The organism is Rhodococcus sp. AW25M09 (genome assembly GCF_000333955.1).
Taxonomy (GTDB): Bacteria; Actinomycetota; Actinomycetes; order Mycobacteriales; family Mycobacteriaceae; genus Rhodococcoides.
In genome coordinates, this window is sequence record NZ_CAPS01000135.1 from 13,720 (window position 1) to 32,318 (window position 18,599).

19 protein-coding genes are annotated in these 18,599 nt (G+C 64.0%); 6 read left to right on the plus strand and 13 right to left on the minus strand.

All coding sequences use genetic code 11. The annotated features are described in order from the left end of the window. Positions 1–27: 27 nt before the first annotated feature. The 10 genes from RHODMAR_RS24685 to RHODMAR_RS24735 all read right to left on the minus strand — a co-directional run bounded on the left by RHODMAR_RS24685 (position 28) and on the right by RHODMAR_RS24735 (position 10,046). Positions 28–1,533: an SCO6880 family protein gene (locus RHODMAR_RS24685; RefSeq protein WP_008720296.1), complete on the minus strand. Its 1,506-nt coding sequence runs from the start codon at positions 1,531–1,533 to the stop codon at positions 28–30. Beyond that, a complete protein-coding gene (locus RHODMAR_RS24690) occupies positions 1,530–3,092 on the minus strand; it encodes a hypothetical protein (RefSeq protein ID WP_157226202.1) in 1,563 nt (520 codons plus the stop codon). The genes RHODMAR_RS24685 and RHODMAR_RS24690 overlap by 4 nt, the downstream gene beginning before the upstream one ends. Then, positions 3,089–3,925: a hypothetical protein gene (locus RHODMAR_RS27165; RefSeq protein ID WP_008720300.1), complete on the minus strand. Its 837-nt coding sequence runs from the start codon at positions 3,923–3,925 to the stop codon at positions 3,089–3,091. Before RHODMAR_RS27165 ends, RHODMAR_RS24690 begins: the two co-directional genes overlap by 4 nt. Continuing rightward, on the minus strand, positions 3,922–4,560 hold the full coding sequence (locus RHODMAR_RS24700; protein ID WP_008720301.1) for a hypothetical protein: 639 nt from the start codon (positions 4,558–4,560) through the stop codon (positions 3,922–3,924). Before RHODMAR_RS24700 ends, RHODMAR_RS27165 begins: the two co-directional genes overlap by 4 nt. A 54-nt stretch (positions 4,561–4,614) precedes the next feature. Further along, on the minus strand, positions 4,615–4,890 hold the full coding sequence (locus RHODMAR_RS24705) for a hypothetical protein (protein ID WP_042940271.1): 276 nt from the start codon (positions 4,888–4,890) through the stop codon (positions 4,615–4,617). Positions 4,891–5,053: 163 nt separating this feature from the next. Continuing rightward, a complete protein-coding gene (locus tag RHODMAR_RS24710) occupies positions 5,054–5,344 on the minus strand; it encodes a hypothetical protein (RefSeq protein WP_008720303.1) in 291 nt (96 codons plus the stop codon). Positions 5,345–5,386: 42 nt separating this feature from the next. Continuing rightward, positions 5,387–6,025, minus strand: a complete 639-nt coding sequence (locus RHODMAR_RS24715; protein ID WP_008720305.1) for a DUF6668 family protein — start codon at positions 6,023–6,025, stop codon at positions 5,387–5,389. Positions 6,026–6,057: 32 nt separating this feature from the next. Then, entirely contained in the window at positions 6,058–7,746 is a 1,689-nt protein-coding gene (locus RHODMAR_RS24720) for a cutinase family protein (protein WP_198289532.1), read from the minus strand. Positions 7,747–7,796: 50 nt separating this feature from the next. Next, complete coding sequence (locus RHODMAR_RS27170; protein ID WP_008720309.1) at positions 7,797–8,696, minus strand: hypothetical protein; 900 nt, start codon at positions 8,694–8,696, stop codon at positions 7,797–7,799. Positions 8,697–8,789: 93 nt separating this feature from the next. Beyond that, positions 8,790–10,046: a hypothetical protein gene (locus RHODMAR_RS24735; RefSeq protein ID WP_042940276.1), complete on the minus strand. Its 1,257-nt coding sequence runs from the start codon at positions 10,044–10,046 to the stop codon at positions 8,790–8,792. Positions 10,047–10,447: 401 nt separating this feature from the next. Between RHODMAR_RS24735 and RHODMAR_RS28430 the strand changes: the two genes are divergently transcribed. From RHODMAR_RS28430 to RHODMAR_RS27180, 4 genes are all read left to right on the plus strand, one after another. Further along, positions 10,448–10,585, plus strand: coding sequence for a hypothetical protein (locus tag RHODMAR_RS28430; protein WP_157226203.1), 138 nt, complete (start codon positions 10,448–10,450; stop codon positions 10,583–10,585). A 480-nt stretch (positions 10,586–11,065) separates the two neighbouring features. Then, positions 11,066–11,497 (plus strand): helix-turn-helix domain-containing protein, encoded by a 432-nt coding sequence (locus tag RHODMAR_RS27760; RefSeq protein ID WP_042940277.1) that lies wholly within the window; start codon positions 11,066–11,068, stop codon positions 11,495–11,497. Positions 11,498–11,748: 251 nt separating this feature from the next. Further along, complete coding sequence (locus RHODMAR_RS27175; protein ID WP_008720315.1) at positions 11,749–12,381, plus strand: hypothetical protein; 633 nt, start codon at positions 11,749–11,751, stop codon at positions 12,379–12,381. Beyond that, the gene (locus RHODMAR_RS27180; RefSeq protein WP_008720316.1) at positions 12,374–12,760 is read left to right on the plus strand and encodes a hypothetical protein; all 387 of its coding nucleotides are present in this window, start codon (positions 12,374–12,376) and stop codon (positions 12,758–12,760) included. The genes RHODMAR_RS27175 and RHODMAR_RS27180 overlap by 8 nt, the downstream gene beginning before the upstream one ends. A 7-nt stretch (positions 12,761–12,767) precedes the next feature. On the opposite strand, the gene RHODMAR_RS24755 is transcribed toward RHODMAR_RS27180, so the two are convergent. Genes RHODMAR_RS24755 through RHODMAR_RS24765 form a run of 3 tightly spaced genes read right to left on the minus strand, consistent with a single transcriptional unit; the run spans position 12,768 to position 15,857 of the window. After that, positions 12,768–14,165, minus strand: a complete 1,398-nt coding sequence (locus tag RHODMAR_RS24755; protein ID WP_157226204.1) for a cytochrome P450 — start codon at positions 14,163–14,165, stop codon at positions 12,768–12,770. A gap of 34 nt (positions 14,166–14,199) precedes the next feature. Next, positions 14,200–15,312 (minus strand): DUF6545 domain-containing protein, encoded by a 1,113-nt coding sequence (locus RHODMAR_RS24760; protein ID WP_157226205.1) that lies wholly within the window; start codon positions 15,310–15,312, stop codon positions 14,200–14,202. 41 nt (positions 15,313–15,353) lie between these two features. Continuing rightward, positions 15,354–15,857, minus strand: a complete 504-nt coding sequence (locus tag RHODMAR_RS24765; protein WP_157226206.1) for a hypothetical protein — start codon at positions 15,855–15,857, stop codon at positions 15,354–15,356. A 291-nt stretch (positions 15,858–16,148) separates the two neighbouring features. Between RHODMAR_RS24765 and RHODMAR_RS24770 the strand changes: the two genes are divergently transcribed. Both RHODMAR_RS24770 and RHODMAR_RS24775 read left to right on the plus strand, forming a co-directional pair. Beyond that, entirely contained in the window at positions 16,149–16,361 is a 213-nt protein-coding gene (locus tag RHODMAR_RS24770) for a hypothetical protein (protein ID WP_037174519.1), read from the plus strand. A gap of 208 nt (positions 16,362–16,569) precedes the next feature. Continuing rightward, complete coding sequence (locus RHODMAR_RS24775) at positions 16,570–18,399, plus strand: hypothetical protein (RefSeq protein ID WP_157226207.1); 1,830 nt, start codon at positions 16,570–16,572, stop codon at positions 18,397–18,399. The last annotated feature ends 200 nt before the right edge of the window (positions 18,400–18,599 follow it).

Sequence of the window (18,599 nt, forward strand, 5' to 3'; positions counted from 1 at the left end):
GGTGGGCCGGATGCGGTCGGCGGCGCTCTAGCTGCGGCGCACGAGGATCGAGGTGGAGATTTGATCGGGAAGGAGTACTCCGACGCCGAGCCCGGCGGCGAACGCGGCGTCCTGGAAGGCGAACGCGCGCCGCAGCCGCAGGCGGGAGCGGGCGGCGAGTGATTCGGTGACGGCGGCGGCGTTGGCGATCTCTTCGACCGATCCGACGGTGATGGTCAGTAGCGCCGAGTAGCGTTCGTATCCGGCTCCGGAGACCATTTCGCGTCGGGCCTGCTCGGCGATCTCGTGCCGCTTCTCCGACCCGGCGGAGGTGATCTTGTTGCCGCGAGAGTTGATCGCGTGCAGGGCGTCTCGGTGTTGCTTGTCGACCTTCTTCGCGGCGTCACCGGCGGTGTAGGGGCGGTAGACGAGAGTGAGGCGCTTGCGCGGGAGGTCGTCGTGTGGCTGCAGCAGCGGTTTGAGGACGGTGTCGGTGAACACCGACTCGGGAGGCGCGGCCATTTCCCAGACGACCGAGACTCCGCCGTCGTGGCGGTAGTGACCCCACTCGGTCTTCGCCCGTCCCGGTCCGGCGTCGTCCCAGTCGACGCCGTGCTCTTCGCCGGAGATCTCGAGTTCCTCGAAGTCGTTCTCGGTCGAGGGGTTGTAGGAGCGGTGCACGACCGCGGTGATCTCGGCGGCGGTCATCGGTTGTGCGTCGATCCCGGCACCGGAGAGCGACTCGTACAGATCCGGTAGACGGCGGGCCAGTTCGGTGGCCATCTCTTCTGGATCCTTCTGCCGCTCACGGGTGGTAGCGCGGAAGGTGATCGACAACCGGGCCAGGGTGCGGTGCCGACCCGAGGGCATCCGGACGGCGGACTGCTCGACGAACGCTGTCGCCAACGGCGGTGCGCTCGCCACGAGTTCGTGTTCGGCTCGCCGCGCCAGGCGGAGCCCGGTGGCGGGAATGTTCTCCACCACCACCACGGCACCGACGATGTCGCCGGGCAGGCCGAGGTCGGCGAGGTAGACACCCCAGTCGGCCGTGTAGAGATCCTTGTCGCGCTGCACGATCGCCTCGTCGCCGCCGGGCAGGGCATCGAAGACGACGGTGTAGCGGTGATCGTCGGGGTTGTGAATCATCCCGAATTCGTTGCCGTGCCGATCGATTCCCATGTAGACCTTGGTGCGGGGGAGCAGCCCGGGGAGCTTGTAGCGGCCACCGGGGATCCTTGAGTGCGGTCCGGCGTGATATTCGGTGGACTTGTCGATATGCTTGCGCCGCAGCCATTGCATTCTCAGTTGTCCTGTCTCGTAGAGGGTTCGGCCGTTCGGGGCTATGACCAAAGGGGCGAGGACGAGCGCGCCGACACCCATCAACGCGAGTCCGACGACAACGTGGACGAAGATCAGAACCGCGAACGAGACCGCGAAAAATCCTGCGCCGTAGGCGATGACCTTCGTCGGTAAGCCGAACGCGAACGTCGACTGCGGCCGGTTGCCCGCGGAGTAGATCGGCGGCTCGTACGGGGCTTCGAGTTGCGCGCTCATCGTTGGATCCGTCCGTGGTAGTTGCCGACTGCGCCTTCTGCAGCCGAGCCGAGAGCAGTCGAGGCCGAGCCGGCGGTGCGGCCGGCGTTGCCGGCTGCCTTCAGCGCACCCGCTGCCCCACGCAGGCCTGCCGAGGATGCTGTGCGCCCTGCCGACCCGACGGCCGAGCCGACCCTGCGGGCTGCGCCCATCGGACCGGACGATGCGCCCGCGTGCGAGGGACTCGATCCCCCGTTGTAGCGGCCCTGAAAACCGGGAGACGAACGTGCGCCGGTACCTGCGGCACCCGAAGATCCGCCTCTGCCGCCGCCACCGGAGGATCCGGCGATGGTGTTCGCCGCTGCCCCGAGGGTGCGCGATGCCGCCATCCCGCCTACCCCCATCACCGCACCCCCTGCTGCGCCGAGCGCCCCTACTTCCCGCCCACCGGCGGAGATGGTTTCCGCTGCGGGAGCGACGATCTTGACCAAGGTGGGCAGGGAGAACCCGACGACGGCTAGCAGGATCGAGCCGATGATGACCGTGGCGATCTGATCCGAACTCGATGCCGAGGATGCCCAGAACGCGAACAGATACAGAAGCGTCGCTACCGGCTTGAACAGCAGCGCGCCGAGAGTGAACGCGATCATCGACTTGTAGGAGCTACGCCCGGTGCCGGTGGCCGACGCGGCCGCGGCGAGCGGGATGACGGCGACGACGACGCACAGCACGGCCTCACGGATCAGCAGGGCGATGAGCTGGGCAACCGAGCCGAGGAAGGCGAACCCGGCGCAGGCGAGAGCGAGGATCGGGCCGAGACCGGTCTTGTCGTCGAACGCGGTGATGGCGGTGATCTTCTCGTTCAGGTCCCCGCCGACGAACTTCTCGAGCGCGTAGGCCGAGGCGACGTCTCCGACCTGGTGGAACATCAACACCAGGATTGGTAGTAGCGACACGGTGACGACGGTGCGCACCAGCATGCTGGCTGTTTCGGTGGCTCCTTCCATCACGGCTTGTTTGCGGGCGATGGCGAGTTTGGTCATGGCGAACACGATCGAGGCGAACAAGGCGATGACGGTGAATCCGGTGATGATGTTGCGTAGCCCCGACATGGCGTTCTCGGCGGCGAGTCCTGGTATGCCCGAGGACATCCAGAAGGTCATGACGGTGCGGAATGCCTGGCTGTTTCCTTCCATCACGGCTTTGGTGAAGTCGCCGACGGGGTCGCCCCAGAAGGCGGACGTCGCGGAGGAGACGGCAGTGGATATCGCGTCGCCGGGGTTGTCCTCGAACGAATTGGTGAGGCAGAACGTCTCGGGGACGATGTTGCCGGTGATGTCGTTCATGAAATCTTGGAAGCCGTTTCTGTCACTCGCATTATCGGCGAGGCACTCGCGGCGATCCTTCTGAAAGTCGTTGCCTTGGTCCGCGATATCAGCGACACCGGGTACCTCTGCGGGTGGATCCTGTGCGTAGGCGACGGCATTGCTGCCAGCCACGATGCCCAGGGTGATCACCGCGAGCATCAGCACCCGGACAGTGGCGCTACGCAACCGTGCAGCCACGGTCGGCCGCATCACGCGAAGCTCCAGCGGGTGAAGGAGCTGATGTCGGTGATCTCGGTGTTGCCGGAGACCGATCGAGAGTCCAGACGTGCTTTCCAGTGGTCGCCGTCGTAGAACAAGCCGGCGCGCAGCACCGAGAACACCGGTGTGGTGCGGCGTCGTCCGTTTTCGTCGACGGGCACTTCGATGGCGTATTCGACAGAGGCAAAATCGTCGGTGCAGGAGACCACGTGGAAGCCGACAGGGGCGGGGAGCGCCGATGCGGCCGACGATGCAGGGTTGTCCCATCGTTCGTTGGCGGTGAGGGCTTCGAGTTCGGCGGTTTGCACGGTGAGCTGCTCGTAGGCGTCTTTGGCGACCGCTCCGGGGCCGTAGAGCGCGGCCAGCCAGTTCCAGCCCGCCAATGCCGCACCCTGCGGGCTGCGGCTGTATCCGGTGAGAACGTTTCCACTGATAGCGTCCGGGCCGTCTGTGGTCGACACAAGCATCGGCACCGCGGTGGTCTGCTGGATCTGTACCCCGGTCGGTGAGGTGACCGGTGTGTTGGTCGGGGTGCATTCGACCCGTGGCTCCGGTGGGCTCTGCGGAAGCGGCTGCCCGATCGGGTTGTTGGGGACGGTGACCTTGCGCCCGAGGATGTCGACGACCGGTGTCCCGAAACCGCGTTGCCCGTTGCTGCCCGAGCCCGATGCGTCGGTGGGTTCCGGTTGGGTGCTCGACGGTGCGGCCACGGGCGGTGCGCTGTCGTCCTCGTTCATGTTCGGGACGATGAAGAAGATCGTTCCGACGATTGCTACGACGACGAGGGCCGCGACTGCGATCAGAATGCTGCGGATGTGGCGGCTCATGAGGTGCGCTCCAAAGTGGTGTAGCCGTCGAGGGTGTCGAGTTCGACGGCGTCTATGTTCTCCTCGGCGGTCGGTAGGACAATGCGCCAGTCATCGGATATCCATTGCAGAGCAACGGGATAGGAGTAGACCTGGTCGTCGGTGCCGATGGTTTGCGCGACCGACACTGCTGCCGAGAGCGGGTTGTCGGTGTAGTCGGTGACCTCGAAGCCGACGAACTTCGGTGCGGCGTCGGCGGGGACCGATCCGGAGACGGTGACGGCGGTGCGTGCGGCCGCGAATTCGTCTCGCCCTGGTCCGGGTGCGGTGACGGTGTTGACCACTTCCGGCCATGCGCGGTCGTCGGCGACAGCGAGTGCGGTCTGCCCGTTGATCGCAGCGAGCACCGCGCCTTGCGGGGTCTGGGTGTATCCGCTGCGGTTCACCGATGTGCCGGCGAAGGGCCCGGCGACCCGTGAGGTCGGCACCGATACCCCCGCGATCTCGCGCCAGGTCAGCTCGGCCGGGGCGGAGTGCAGATCGGGTGCTGCGTCCGGGGTGGCGGTCGGTGTGTCGTCGTTGCCGGATCCGCACGCAGCGAGTGCGAGGACGGTCGCCGCTGTCGCGGCGATCCGGAGTGTGCGGGAGTCGGTCATCAGATGAGGCCTTTCGGGTCGAATGCAGCTCGGGCGCAGCGAATGTCGGGGTTCTCAGGCGAGGACGGCTTTGGCGATTCCGGATGCGGAGCCGATGACGGCGGCGCAGATGAGGATGCGGGCCAGGGTGGCGTCCTCGACGACTTGTGTTCCGGTGGATTTGCGTTGGTTGACGAACATCGCCCCGCACACGAACAGTGCTGCGATGCAGGTGATGATGGCGAACCAGAGCAGCCACGACAGGCCCTCCATGATCGGCTGCCACACCTCGTCGGGCCACTCCACTGGTTCCGTGGGTGGTTGCGCCAAGACCACGGCAGGTGTGTTCACGTCGTTGTTCCCGCGGCGGGAGAGTTGCCGAAACTCAGACGGATGCCGAGGGCGATACGCATACCGCAGGAGATCAGTGGCCCGCTCCCCAGGCATTTGTGAGGCAGGTACCCCATCTCGTCTGCCGTGTCGTACAGCCCGTCAAGCTCGCTGGGCTGGGAGGTCAAAACACGAGCCCGTTGATTAGACCCGCCGCAGCACCGACGACCACGGCCCCAACAAGGTTCCACATGATGGCGGACCCGCCGTCAGATCCTCCGCTTTTCTTAGATATTCCGAGTGCGGCGGCGGCGTAGACGAGTGCACCGACCAACCAGACGATGGCGCCCCACATCAACCAGCCCAGCAACATGGATACTTTGTCGCCAATTTCACCGGTGGGTACCTGCGGGCTTACGTCGCCGATGTTCTGGGCTAAGAGGTCGGTGGCCGACGCGGCGAGGGTGGTGATCATGATGGTCTCCTTGTGTAGTAGTCGGTGTTGTGCAGTGAATGGTCAGCGACCTGCGGCGATGCGGGCTGCGGTGAATATCTCCCGCCCGATCGCGGCGAGTTCGGGGTTCGGGGTGGTGGTCGAGGGAGCGGGTGCCCGCAACCGCCCGGGTGGGGGTGGGTCGGGCTCGGTGGGGGTCCAGATCGCGAGCTCGCTCTGCCTGTGGATGCGCAGATCCTCGACGTACGGGATCCGCCACACCGCTGGTGCTGCGGAGGCGACGACGTCCGCCCATCGGCGCAGGGTCTTGGGGAGTGGGCCGGGAGCGTCGGGTACCAGGACCAGTCCGAGGAGAGTGCAGTCGCCGACGAGGCCGGCCTGAGCTTGCAGGAGAAGGTCGTGGGCGGCGTCGAGGCCGGCGCGGTCGGTGCGGCAGACGACGACGACATTGCGGTGCCGGTCGGCGGCGGGCCAGCCCCGGCGAGCATCGCCCGCCGGGGCCCAGATCTGAGCGAGTGTGCCTGCGCCGGAGCGCCCGTGAGCGGCGAGGAGCCACATCACGGGCGGGCGACCGTGGACCGCGACCGGGACGTCGTGAATCGGTGCTCGACGTTCGGGCGGCGGTATCCGCAGCCCTGCCGGGGTGACCGACACGTCGTCGTCTCGGTAATAGTCATGGTGCTCAGCTGGTTGTGCGGCCATCTCGGGCGCACCTCCTTCTCCGGCGTTCTCGGTCACCGAGTGGTGGTTGGTGAGACGGTGGTCGGCACAGCGGCAGAAACAGAGGGGGTCGTCGTGGTGGCCGCTGTGGTCGTCGTTGCGGTGCCGGTGGCCCCGACGGTGGCGTGGGCGGCGAGGATGCTTCCCGCGCTGCGGACGGCGTCAGTGGTGGCGAACAGCGACGCACCCTGTGTGATCACTGCCCCGACCTTGTCGGCGAGGCTCTGATCGCCGGTCAGGTCAGCGGCGAGCGCGACGATCCACCGCACGGTCAGCTCGACGGGGGTCTCACCTTTGGACCCGACCGGAACACTGTCGTAGGAGCCGTGTTTGGTCGCGGTGTTCCAGTACGAGGTGTCGGTGACGAGCTGCGCGAGACCGGCGTTCTCGTCGATCGTGTTCGACACTTCTTTGAACGCGACGTCGACGGCCGAGTCGATGGTCGCCGGGGGCACGAGCTTGACCGCGGACGAAAGGACCTTGGTCGCGAGAATGCCCAGGGCTGCGGGTGGGTTGGTCAGGCCGACGGTGGCGAGCTGGCCGATCGTCTCGGGGGTGATGACGTCCTTGGCGACGGTGATCGCCGCGCCGATGGCCATACCGGCGATCTTGGTGACCGCGCCGACCGCTTCGTCGATCATCTCGTCGGTCGAGGTGGCGGAGGGGTCGGAGTACTTCGCCATCTTCGACAGAACAGTCTCCGATGACGAATTGACCTCGAATCGTCCTGCCTTGGAGTCGAAGTCGATGTTGTCGTTGATCACCGACGCACCGGTCATCAGGGCAGTGCGCCCGACGGCGGTGGAGACGTCGGTGAGGATCCGGACGGGGTCGCGGGTGTCCATCGAGGACTGTCCGGCGATGGAGGCAACGAGCTTGGCGGCGGGGGCGTCGATGGGGGTGTCGCACGCGAGATCGCCTGCGGTGCAGTACGAGGCGACCCGGTCGGAGACTGCTCCGAATCCGGCGATCTTCGGTGTCGGTGCGATACCGCCGCCTGCGGGGGCGGCTGCGGCGACGGCTGGGGCGAGTTGGACGGTGTCCACGGCTGCACCGATGGTGCCCGGAGCCGGAGCGGGTGTCGATCCCCCGCTGGCGATGACGTCTTCGCCTTCGGCGCGGGTGGGGTCGGAGAACAATGCTGCGCCGGCGAAGTGGTCGGCGTCGACGGGGCCGGTTCCTGCTCCGATCTCGCGGGTGACCTGGGAGGCGACCTCGCCTCCCTGGGAGTAGCCGGAGAGGAAAACCTTCGTGCCGGGGCAGCGTGCGGCGATGTCGGAGATCATCTTGGTGGTGTTCTCGACGCCGATGTCGACGGACTGGGCGTAGGGAACGGCGGAGCGATCACCGGGCTTACCGCCGAATGATGCCGGGTAGGGAACGTAGCTGCGTTCGAGAGCGGGTCCGTCGCCGGAGTTCGCATCACGCATCGCCGGGACGGTCAGCCGGGAGAAGAAACCGGAATCGGCGTCGGGTGAGGAGTTCTCGTCGATCTCGGTGGTACCGGGGACGACGACCAGGTGCAGCACCGGGCAGTCGCCGTCGGTGCTGGATCGGCTGGTGGTGGCCGATCCGGACGGGGTAGGTGTGGCGGACGGCTGCGCGGCCGCGACGCCGCTGGCGGAGACCACGATGGTCACCGCGGCGGTAGCGGCGAGCAGGCGCACAGTGAGGCGGCGAACCTGGTCGATGGATGTGTGCACGGCTTCTCTCTTCTTTGGTGGGATCCAGCGGATATGCCTGGTCATGGGGGTCAGCGGGAGACGATGGCGGAGATGAGCGTCGTGCCGTCCTGCTGCTTGGTGGTGGTGATCCGTTGGCGACTCATGCGCCCGTCGATGCCGGGTCCGCGCTCGACGACGGTGACGTCGTAGATCCCGGCGTCGATCGGGTCGGCCAGGACACAGAACTCGACATCGGGTTCGAGCTGGTCGATCCCTGACTGGAGGCGCTGCGCGGACGCCATCACCGCATCGGGTGCACCTGCGGCGCGGGCGGCGACCCCGTCGCGGTCGAAGTAGAAGGCCTTCTCGAACCGCCAGATCGCCACCGCGCCGGGGTCGGCACTGTCTTCGGTGACCGGGTCACCGTCGGCTTGCCCCCGGCACCAGGTGACATCGGCTGCGGCCGCACCGGCCGCCGCGGGAGCGGTCGAGGTCGGAGCTGCTGTGGTGGTGACGATCTCGTCGGGAAGCAGTACGGGCGTTGGTTGCGGTTCGTCACCGAATCCGGTGAGCACCAGCCCGGCTCCCACTACTCCCCCGATCAGGACCGCGAGTGCGGTCGTGACGGCGACGGCGGAGCGGTGGCGTCGCCACCATGACTGTGGAGCCGGTCTGGGTGCGGTGTAGGGGCCTCCAGCGCGAAGTAGAGAGGTCCGTTCGTCGAAGGAGCCGTATGCATCCGTTGGCTGGGATGCGGGGCCACGGTCAGGGTGGTCCACAGCGATGTCGTCGGTAGGGTGCTCGACGAACCAGTCGTCGTCCGGCTCGGTGTCGGCGGACTGGTGCTCGGTCATGACTGTCAGTCTGCGCTCGGTCGGATAGTCGGAAGCTGCTGCGGCAGTCTCGATCTCGGCAACGACCGGGTCGGCGAACCAGTCGTCGGTGCCGTGGTGGGTGTCGGCGTCGGTGGTGCGGTCTCGAGGTGCCACAACAGGCCTTTCCAAGGGTCGAGGTGAGGAACGAACGGGGTCGAACCTTCGGATACAGCCCGGCCACCAGAGGTCGGGCTGCACACCCGGAGGTCAGATCGCGAGGTTCAGACCCGCCAGTGCTGCTTTCGCCTGGTCGAGAACAGGCGCGGCGGCGGTGTTGACCGCCGCTACGGTGTCCGCCACGGCAGGCTGCTCGAGCACCGTCGAGGTGAACTGTTGGACCTGCTCGTAGGCAGGTTCGGTCCACCCCTGGACCGCCGTGGCGGCCTGGTCGACGTCGGCCGGGGCGAGGTTGAGGCTGCCCTGGATCTGGTCGACGGTGGTGTCGATGGCGTTCTGCACGCTGGGGGAATCGACGGTCAGCGGCGCAGCAGGGGAAGCCGGAATGCTTTCGGGTGCCGGAAGCGGTGCGGGCTCTTCGATGATCTGCTGCTCGCCGCCGAGGACGGTGGCACCGAGGATGCCGCCGATGACCGCACCTGTGCCGGTCAGGCCCAGCACGATCGGAGCCGAAAGGGCAGCGCCGACTCCTGCTCCGGCGAGTGCTGCTGCGCCGGGGATGAAGACCCATCCGACCGGTCCGCCCCAGACGATGGCTCCGGTGCCGGTGGTGGCTGCTACGCCGAGTCCGCCGCCGATGGCGGCTGCGGTGCCGGTGATCACTGCGGCAGGGGCCACGGAAGCGGCAAGGCCGACAGCGCCACCGGTGAGGACACCGGTGGCGGTGCCGGCGGCGATGCGGTCGGCGCGGGATGCGTCGGCGAATCCGTTGTCCACGAGCCAGTTTCCGCCGTCGGCCTGTACCGCGGCTCCGGTGTTGTTGAACTGTTCGACCAGGTTCGGGTCGAGCAGGTTCGGGTCGTACGGGACGAGTTCGCCGCCGACGAGGACGTAGCCGTCGGGTGCGTCGATCGGTGCGATGACCTTGCGCTGCACAGTCGGGACAGGCGGTGGGGGCGGCGGGGTCGCTTGCAGGGCAGGGGGTGCGTCGGTCGGTGCGGCTTGCGGCGCGGGAGTGGGCTCGTAGTAGGTGGTCTTGTACGAGGACTGCTGATTGCCGGACCGGTAGTCGTCGTAGCTACGCCACTGCGACTGCTGCACCTGCGGTGAGGCCTGGTAGCCGGGCAGGAACGGACGTTCACTGGTCGGGGCCGGCGGCGGCGCGACGGGGGTGGTGTCGGTGATTCCGGACTGCGCGGTGTCGGGGGCGGTCACGAAGTCCTGCGGTGCCGCGTGGGCGGTCGCGGTGCCCCACGCCAGTGCGACGGCGACCGGCACGGCAGTGAGAACGAGTGCCCGTTCCCTGCGGCGGCGATGACGCCCACCGATTCCTTGCTGAGGAGACATGACTGGTGGTGCCTTTCGTAAGGCGCTGCGATGCAGCGGTATTGGGTGATGTGTGGCAGGAGTCGTTGATGGTGGAACCACCACCGTCCGCGCTGGGAAACGACCGAAAACGAGGGTCAGCCTTCGGGTGAACCCTCAGCGCGGACGACGGTTGATGCCTTGGGCGTGAAGATCCAAGGCATCGGGCGTATTCCTTTCTGTCAGTTGAGGTGTGGGGATTGGTTCGATGTCCCGGCGGGGTCGCGCAGTTCGGCAGACGATGAGCGGTCGAAGCGTCACCGTGCGACCCTCGCGCCGGTCCACCAAATGAGCTACGGCGCAGTCTCAGGAGTCGGACTGTCGCTGTAGCTCTCGACTGGGTGTCAGGCGGGACCCCCAGTCGAGACTGGGGGTCAGGCCACGTGACTGAACTCGAGATCGCCCTGGAGTTCGTTGGCGGGCAGGCGAAACGTTTTGTCCGCGTCGGTCCACTCACCAAGGAGTTCACCGGTCGTCTCGCACCGCAGCTGGTGGGTCTCATGGGAGCCCTCGGGCAGTGAGCACACGACGAAGTCGAGGATTGTCGCGGTCGTCGCCGGGCAAAGCTGCGGGTTACAGCCAGGATTGAGCTGTAGCAACGTGCCTGGATGAGAAGATGTCATAGTCGTCCTCCCGAACCGATTGCAGTTCGTTTACGGCGAAGCGTGGGTGCCAGCCCGCGCTTGCCTAGATCAGTGATTGGACTTGGAGCTCGATGGAGAAAAGAACCCTCAGCGCCGCCAGAGACGCCAATCAACGATGGCGCTGAGGGTTCCTCTGCAATCCGGATGTGCAGGGTTCTGCTGCTTCCCCGGACCGCATCGCTCAGACAATGGTCTGTGCAAGATCATGTGAACTTTGCTTCAAGTCCCCGCGAGGGCTTAGAAGGTGATCCACCTATCTCGTTTATCGTAACGGTTTATAGCAACAGTGTATAGCGACAGTTTGTGACAACAGAGCAGGGGTCGGGCAGCATGGATCGTTATGTTCGGGTGCCCAGGATGAGTCGACGCCCTTTGGAGGGGTTTGAGCCTTCGCGGCTCCTTGAGGCGAGACTGAACAAGGGCTTCTCTCAAGGAGAACTGGCTCTGCGGGCGTCTGTCAGCTCGGCATCCATATCGGCCTGGGAGGTGGGACGATCGACACCTCAGGTGGACCGACTTCAGCGCGTCGCGCAGGTACTGGGCCTTGAGATGGCCGAGCTGATTCACATACCCGAGACCGAGTGCAAGCTCGTTAATCTCCGCGAGCTCGCCGGTTGGACGCAAGCTCAACTTGCCCAGCGTGCAGGAATTTCGACACCGCTGCTTGCGGCGCTCGAGCGCGGGCATGCGTCGCTTACTGACGCCGTGTGTGGACGGATTGCCGTCGAGTTGAAGCTCCCGGATGCGGCTGTCGCCGAGGCGTTCGAGAGGGGTCGAACCAGACAGTGAAAAGGGTGCAAGGCGCTCGGGTAACACCGTCATAGTCACCGCCGACAAACACCCACCCCCGTTGCGCATACGCAAACCATACGCAAGTGTTCACATCACGCAAGTGGTTGAGGTGTCTGCATGTTGATGGGATCCGATCACTTTGAACAGCAGTTCGACCTTCAATCAGAAGATTTACAGGTACTCTTCGAGTGGCACGGAGGCGTGTAACTCGCAAGTTGTACGCAAATGCCGAAATGAGAGCAGGCAGCATGGGTGGGAGCGCCGCAGAACGCCTGCGTGCAGCTGTCCTGGCAAGGCGGGATCAGCTTAAATTCAGCCGTCGGCAGGTGTCTCTCAATGGAGGGCCGTCCGAACCGACGCTATTAAAAATCGAGCGGGGCCAAGGCGACGACCTTGGGGCGGCGACATTCCGCAAGCTCGATATCGGGTTGCAATGGGAGGCTGGATCAGCGGCGAGAGTCGCAGTAGGCGGCACGCCCGCGGCAGCGGCAAGATCTGACGTCGCTCTCGCCTCTGGTGGCCTCTCGGTTCCGGTAGCCGCCGTAGCCGAAGTAACCAAGCTTGTCGGCGAACTGCAGGACCTGGCCGACGTCAGGGAAGACCAATCGCTGCGATCGATCTCGGAGCGCCTGGCGCTGGCTATTCGACCAATCTACGGCTCGTATGTCACCAGCGTGCTTGAAGCTAACCGGCGTTCCTCTCCGGGTGGACTTGCCGCAATCCTCCAGCTGTTAGGGCCGTTCCTCGACGAGCCGATACCGACCGACGCAGCTGATGTCTCAGAATGGCAATATCGGCGGTGGCTCGCCGGCCAAACCGATGGTCTGACCAAAGCGCAGGAACAACGATTTCAACGGCGGTTGGAGCAGTCCGATGAGTAAATTCCCGATGCGCCGCAGGATCGACGCACTCTTCGATACTTTCCATCTTATCGACGAGGCCGAAACGTCCAACGAGACTGTCGTGGAATATCTGGTCGAGCGTGGGCACAACATCTCCGTTGAGGCCTTCGAGCAGCTTCGATCAGGTGCTGGAACTCCAGAGATGCCATCTGCAGCGGTTGTTTCCGACATCGCTGGCTTCTTCCGCTTCTCAAGCGATTACCTCACAGCAACGGAGGACGACCAGCGCTTCAAAGACTTGCAGGAGCAGCTCGATACGCTGAGGGTATTCCGGCAACAAGGGGTGAAACGGCTGCGGTTTCGGGGGCAACCAACATCCTCGGATCGAGCCGCTCTGATTCGCGCTTTGCGCGGCTGAGCCCAAGTCACGTCCGAGGATGCAATTTCACGCGTAGCCCCTCAGGCTTCAACGTGATGGTCTCCCGCACCTGCAACGTGTAATCGGGATCCGGCTCGATGTCGAAGTCCTTGATAATGGTCGCCAAGACGATCAGGATCTCGTGGTACGCAAACTGCCTGCCGATGCAGGCCCGCATCCCTACCCCAAAAGGTCTGTAGATTTCGGGATGCCGACCACGCGTCCTCTCAGGGAGGAAGCGGTCGGGGTTGAACTCTTCGGCGTCCGATCCCCACAGGGCGTTACGGTGCAATTGCAGTAAGACGACGAACACCCACTCACCCTTCTCGAATGGATGTCGACCTCCAAGCATTGTGTCGGCGTTCGCCTTTCGGAAGTACCCAGGTGCCACCGGCCACAGGCGTAGGGTTTCGTCGACTATTCGTCGGGTTGCTCTGAGCTTCGACACCTGCTCGAACGTAGGGGTGCCGTCCGTCCAGACAGATTCGATTTCGCGGCGTGCTTCCTTGACCACTTCAGGGTGGAGCGACAAGTAGTGCAGTGCAAATGCGAGAGCCCCCGCCGACGTCTCGTGACCCGCCACAAGGAACGTCAGAATCTGGTTTCGGACGTTGGCGTCGTCCAACAGCTCCCCGCTGTCCGGATCGGCCTCGACCAGCATGCGGTCGAGCAGGTCGCCTTTGCCACCCGGCCCGGTGGCTTTTCGGGTTGCAACGACATCATCAACCAGGGCGTGCACCATCCGCACGTCCTCGCGGTGCTGCTTCAACTGATTGCGAAAGATAGTCTTCTCGACGAGGGGATGCGAGTAGGCGGCACGGTTGATGTAGCGCAGCTCTCTCAGCATGGCACCAACCAGAACGTGTTCACCAGAGTCGGTGAAGGAGTCGAAGTCGTAGCCGAACGCGCAGCGGCCGATGATTTCGAGCGTTGTCTTGTTCATGTCGGCCGACACATCGATCCATGACTCAGCGGGCTTACTGTGCCACAGCGAGGTCAATTGCCCGGCCGCCTCGACCATCGTCTGGTGATAACCGCGCATCGCTTGAGCTGTGAACGACGGAGCAAGAATGGCGTGAGCTTTCGCCCAGTTCGGTTCTCTGTTGTGTGCGGTGAACAGGCCATCTCGGACAATTTCTCGAAGGTTCCGGATGGGTACTCCCAGAAACTTCGACCAATTCCGATCGTCGTTGATCTCGACCAGCAGGTCAGGGTCCGAGACATACGTGACGCGGGTGCCGACAATGTTTCGCTCGTAGATACCGCCGTACCGCTGCGCTCCCTTCATACCCCACTGACTCGAATCGGTGATGTGAAGGTCCCAAAGATCACCGAGAAGGGGTATTCGATGGGGTGGGTGCGGCAGCACCCTATCCTTCGCCTTGATACGTAGGGGATTGCTCACAGACTGGCTCAATGTGACTACTTCCTGAACGTTGTTAAGCGTGGGTTGAGATGGCCGATTGCTTTGCTGTTTCCCACCGGCACGCGATCTTGTTCAGCGCGCGCACTTCCTCGATAAGGTCGCGATCCCTGTCAGCGGCGTGTAGTCGTATGTAGTCGCCCGGGGCCCCGCCGGAACGTTTTCGTTCCAGAGCTGCGGCGACTTGGAACGCGGAAGCCGTAGCTGGGTCAGTGTGGTCGTCGATGGGCGTCGCGAACCGTCCGAGCACCAGTAAGCAGTCGCGGATCTCGACCGTCATCCGTTGTAAGGCTTCTATACGTCCTGATCCGGCGGCTGCGTGGTACTTCTTATCCAAACCGGGAATATCGTCCTTGCAGGTGGCGACTAGGTCCTCGCGAAGTGGCTGGAGCTTCCGAATGGACCGAGTTGCCGGGTCGAGGTCTGCGAGTTCGAGTAGTAGATAGATTGGCCGAATAATGGCGACAATTGCACCAAGAAGTAGAATATAAACGAAGTTATTCTCATTTGCTGCGAATCTGAACTCGACAAACGACGTGCCAGTTCCGGTTGCGGCAAATACCGAACTCGCGAAGATGGAGATTGCCTCTTCCGTCGCCCAAGCACCAGCGACCAGAAGAACTAGGTATGTTGCGATGTGTTTTCCTCGAAGTTGTCCCCGGACGAGATCGCGCACGCTGACGTAGACCAGAGGGACGCTTACGGCGGCGCACCAGGCGGAAAAGATCGAGAAGTATGCGACCGTTTGCCAACCTTCGGTTCGGTCGATGTATTGGTCGAGCACCCGAGCGTGGGTGCCGAACACGAGCATGAGCGGGACGGATATGTAGCCAGCTAGCCATACCGGCTTGTCCGTGATCCACCGGTCGGAGAATCGAGATCGTGCCCACGACGACACCAGCACTAGGACCAACGGCACGTAAGCCATGACGATCATGGTCGTACCAAGTTGGCGGGTGAACCCGACGGATAGCCCGACGTGGACTGCCATGAAGTTCTGGGCCTCTTCTTCACGGAAGACAGCAGCCAGGATTGCAAAACCGAGCGCGTACGTCACCAGCCGCTCTGTGTGTGAACCGGAACGCCCGAACAGCAGAATCATTCGCGCAATGAATGTTGCGACCGACATCAGGATGATTGTCCAGCTGATAAGTCCCGGAACGGAGCTAGTCATGCCGTCCCCCACAACGATCGCATAGCGGCCGAATCGCGGAAATGCGAGACCTTTGTCATCACCAAATCCGCCAAGAGTTCAGCCTCGCTCTCCTGCTCATTTGAAACGAGGTTGCGACCTAGAGCGCTGCGAAGAGCGTCCGGGGGTACATCGGAAAGTAGTAGCCGCAACCAGTCTTCGTCCGGCTCCTGGTCGGATGAGTGACCAAGGACCATGTGGGCCGCCTCGTGGCACAGCACCTGAATTAGATGGCGCTCTGTCATTCCCAGGTCGTACAGGATGATGTCTTTATCTGTGCAGTCACACCACACGCCGCATGGTGAAGACTGAAGATCGCTGTACAGCTCGCTGCTATCCGATGACCGCACCCCACGAAGTTCGATTGGCCGGCCGCGGTATTGCGAGAGAGCGTCGATGAACGCGTCGCGGTTCCACGGGGAGGGAATCATCGCTTCAATAGTTGCGCGCGCCTCGAAGACATCTGCCATCGAATCGTTCATAGGAGCCCCCCAGCTGCCGTCTTCAGATTGCGGTGCCAGGGTACGGCATCGCTGCGAGGCTCTCCGAGCAGCAGTTCTCCACACCCTCCGGCCACAAAGGGACACCGGGCGGTCCACCGCTTCCAGTCGCGAGACCGGGAATCGCTCTACCGTCTAGCCTCAAGGACGCGGGCGACTCACATCGATGTAATTTGTTCGGTCGCTTACGGCGTGTCTGAGCCCGCCGAACGTGATTCTGCATCAGGATAGGCACTGGTTGGGACCGATGATGCAGATGAAGGAGGCCACGCGATGCCGATGCCCAGTAAGGGTGACCGGAAGCCGTTGACTGTCCGAATCCCGCTAGAGCTGATCAAGACGCTCGAAGAACAACAGAGTTCAGCAGGTGTGACGTCTTTGGGTCAATACCTGGCCGACCTCATCGCGATCGTGAACGACCGCGAGGACCTCGCACTTGAACTCAACCGACCGCAGAACCAAGGGGTGTTGCCCCTGACTGCGTGATCGTTTAGTTCCGAACCGACATTCGGGACACACGTTCAACTGAATTAGCGCAGCACAGATAACGAAAAACCCCCGGCGGGCGGGCCGAGGGTTCTCGAAATCAGAGAAGCGAGTGACTAGCTCGCAACTCGGGTGTTGCTACTCCCCGAAGGGACTTGTCTTGCGTGACATGTCTCAGGGTACATCGTGCCCTGAAGTAGGTACAAGATTGAATGCTCGTGTCGTCCACCCGGATGCGACTGCGGACCGACTGTGGCATCGATTCGCACCGGCCATTGCTGCGCGCCGATCGATGAGGCTGTACGACCCGACGACGCGTAAATACGTGTCGTCGGGGCCGTTGACGGTCAAAAGGCCGGCACTGCCATCAGCTGTGCCGCTGTTCTCACGCGGGCGCGCCGGCGTCGTTGCTTTGGACTTCGACACCAAACACCACGGCCACGCCTCCGTTGTCGCCGACACCCAGCGTCTGTTGGCCTGGTTGACCGAATGCGGTGGCCGCGCCGTCGTCGACGAATCCACCAGCGGCGGCCGACATGTGCTGATACCGCTGGCACCGGGAAAAACGGTCACCGCAGACGAGGTACGGCCGTTGCTGCGCCTTCTTTCAGCGCGACTTCCCACGTTGGACATCACACCGATGACCAACGACAAAACCGGCTGCATCACCGTCCCAGGCTCACAGTGCAAAGAAGGTGGCTACCGCACCCTCGTCGACCTCGACCCGCCTGCAGCGTCCGACATCCTGACCGTCGGGTCCGATGCCGGCACCCTCCAACGGCTCGAAGCCCTGCTCGGAGGAACGGGCCGCGCGATCACCAGCCCGATCGACACACACATCCGAGCCGAGACGTCCGCCGAACGCGTCCTCGGCAGCAGCGATGACGCCCGATTGCATCCGCGTTTCTGCCGCTCCACCCCTCCCCCGCGCTGCGTCCTCGACTTCGCCAGCACCGGCCGCATCGACACCCGCCGCTGGCCCTCACGCTCGGAAGCACGCCAGTCCGTCATCACCCACGCCGTCCTCGCCGGAGCCAGCACCACCGACATCCTCACCCGCGTCACCGAGCCTGACTGGGCGGGTGTGCGTGCCGCATACGCCCGCTACGCCGAACCCGAACGCGCCATCCGCCGCGACACGGCCCGCGCCCTCGACTGGGCCGCATCAAGCCTCCCCGACCCAGTCCGGGATATCGGGCACAAGCAAAAGCACACAGGGGGTACCTACGATCCAGTACTTCGTTTATGGCTTACCCACGCTCAAACCTGGGTCGCTTCCGAGTTCCTTCACCGGCGAGATCGCTGGACTACACACGCAGTCGTTCAAGCACTGGCGTGGGCTGCTGCAGTGTCGGGCCGGATAGTCGAAGGTGTCCCTACAGTCGGCGTCGGTGGCCGCTCACTGTCCATCGCCGCCGGCATGCTCCCCGAATCAACGGTGTGGTCAGTTCTGGAGCGGCTAAGGGATATGGAAGGCTCACCGCTGTTGTTGATCGAACGCGGGGTAGGTCAGAACCCTGACCGGTATGCGCTTGTGCCGACACACGCAGGACGAGCAATGACAAAGGACACTCTGACAGAGCCCGCGGAGGTCGAGTCGGTACACCCGGCATGGAGTGTCATCGGATGGCGGCACCGCATCCTTTACGACGCAGTAGCCGCTGCATCAGAACGACTCACCCCGGACGAGTTGTTCACCGCAATCGGGATCGGCCGCACCAGCGGGTACGAAACCCTGTTGGATCTGCGTATCGCCGGTCTGCTCACGGTCGTGAACACCCGCGTCGGTGTCGGTCCCGTCGACCTCGACGACATCGGCCATCGTCACGGTCTCACGTCGGCCGTTCGTGCCCGCATCGTGCGCCACCGCGCCGAACGCATCGTCTGGCGAGAATGGCTCGCAGCCCGCGACGAGTCACGTACCCCGAAGGAACCGGATCGGTCGTTGTTCGCGATCGCCGACGATCACCCGGCCGATCCACCCGACCACGACTACATCATGGCGGTGATGAACACCGGCCCACCAGACCCGTTCTGACGCACTGCGTACCGGCCATGAACTGAGAGCAGACGCGAGCGCCGGTTTTGTTCGCATTTCTCGCTCTCACCGCGCCCACCGCGCGGCTGGACGCGGCAACGCCGGATCGAACTGGATTCTTACACCGACGTCGCTGTGTGATGCCGGTGCTGCACGATCTGTCGACGTGCTCGATTCGACTCGGTCGACGTTGGCTGTCG